We start from the raw sequence: 1,033 nt of genomic DNA on the forward strand, positions 1-1,033 counted from the left end.
GCGCCAGCACTGGGGATTGGTAATGCTATTGGGTCAAACATCACTAATATCGGTCTAGTGCTGGCTATTACCCTGCTCATTGCCCCACTCACCGTCCACTCAGATACGTTAAAACGTGAATTTCCGGTATTACTGTTTGTCATGGTGTTGTCGCTATTGTTATTACTAGACAATGATCTCAGCCGGGGCGATGGCATTATTCTGTTTAGTGGCTTTATGCTGACCTTAGCTGGGATGGCTTGGTTAGCAATCAAAGGTAGCAATAAGCAAGACCCCATGGAAGCGGAATTTGAAGCAGAATACGGCAGCGCCAAAATGACCGCCAAACAGGCAACGTTCTATTTTGTCATTGGCCTTTTCTCTTTACTGATTGGCTCGAAATCACTCGTTTGGGGTGCAACGGGCATTGCTCACCTGCTTGGTGTGAGTGACTTGATTATAGGACTGACGATTGTAGCTATAGGTACCAGCCTCCCTGAACTTGCTGCTTCTGTGATATCTGCATTAAAAAATGAACACGATATTGCGGTCGGTAATATTCTTGGATCGAATATTTTTAATATTCTTGCCGTGTTAGCCATGCCTGGACTGATTGCACCTTCGCACATTGATCCGATGTTACTGTACAGGGATCTTCCATTCATGATTGGTTTGTCTGTAGGCTTATACTTATTTGCTCGCTACAGTGCGAATGGACGCATAGGCCGCGTTGCTGGTTTATTGATGCTATTTGTCTACGTTTCCTACAACGGATTACTTGTTTATCAAAATACGCCTGGACTCAGTTAATTGTGATTGATAAAGCCAAACTCAGCGCGCTCGCCCACGCTGTCATTGACACAGAAATCGAAGCCGTTAAAGCGCTTCACGAGCGTATTAATGATGACTTTATGCAGGGCTGTGAGTTTATGCTGCATTGTCAGGGACGCGTTGTAGTCATTGGTATGGGAAAATCAGGTCATATTGGCAGTAAACTCGCTGCCACATTAGCAAGTACAGGAACACCGGCTTTTTTTGTTCATCCCGGAGAAGC

At 45.2% G+C, this 1,033-nt stretch carries 2 protein-coding genes; both read left to right on the top strand.

What is annotated here, in order from left to right:
• A partial coding sequence (locus tag B4K20_RS04210) for a calcium/sodium antiporter (RefSeq protein WP_289282000.1) occupies window positions 1-789 on the top strand: 789 nt, incomplete at its 5' end.
• Between the two features lie 2 nt (window positions 790-791).
• Window positions 792-1,033, top strand: a 242-nt coding sequence (locus B4K20_RS04215) for an SIS domain-containing protein (RefSeq protein ID WP_289282053.1), incomplete at its 3' end; no start/stop codon positions are given.

This window comes from Methylophaga sp. UBA5088, from assembly GCF_002414625.1.
GTDB lineage: Bacteria > Pseudomonadota > Gammaproteobacteria > Nitrosococcales > Methylophagaceae > Methylophaga > Methylophaga marina.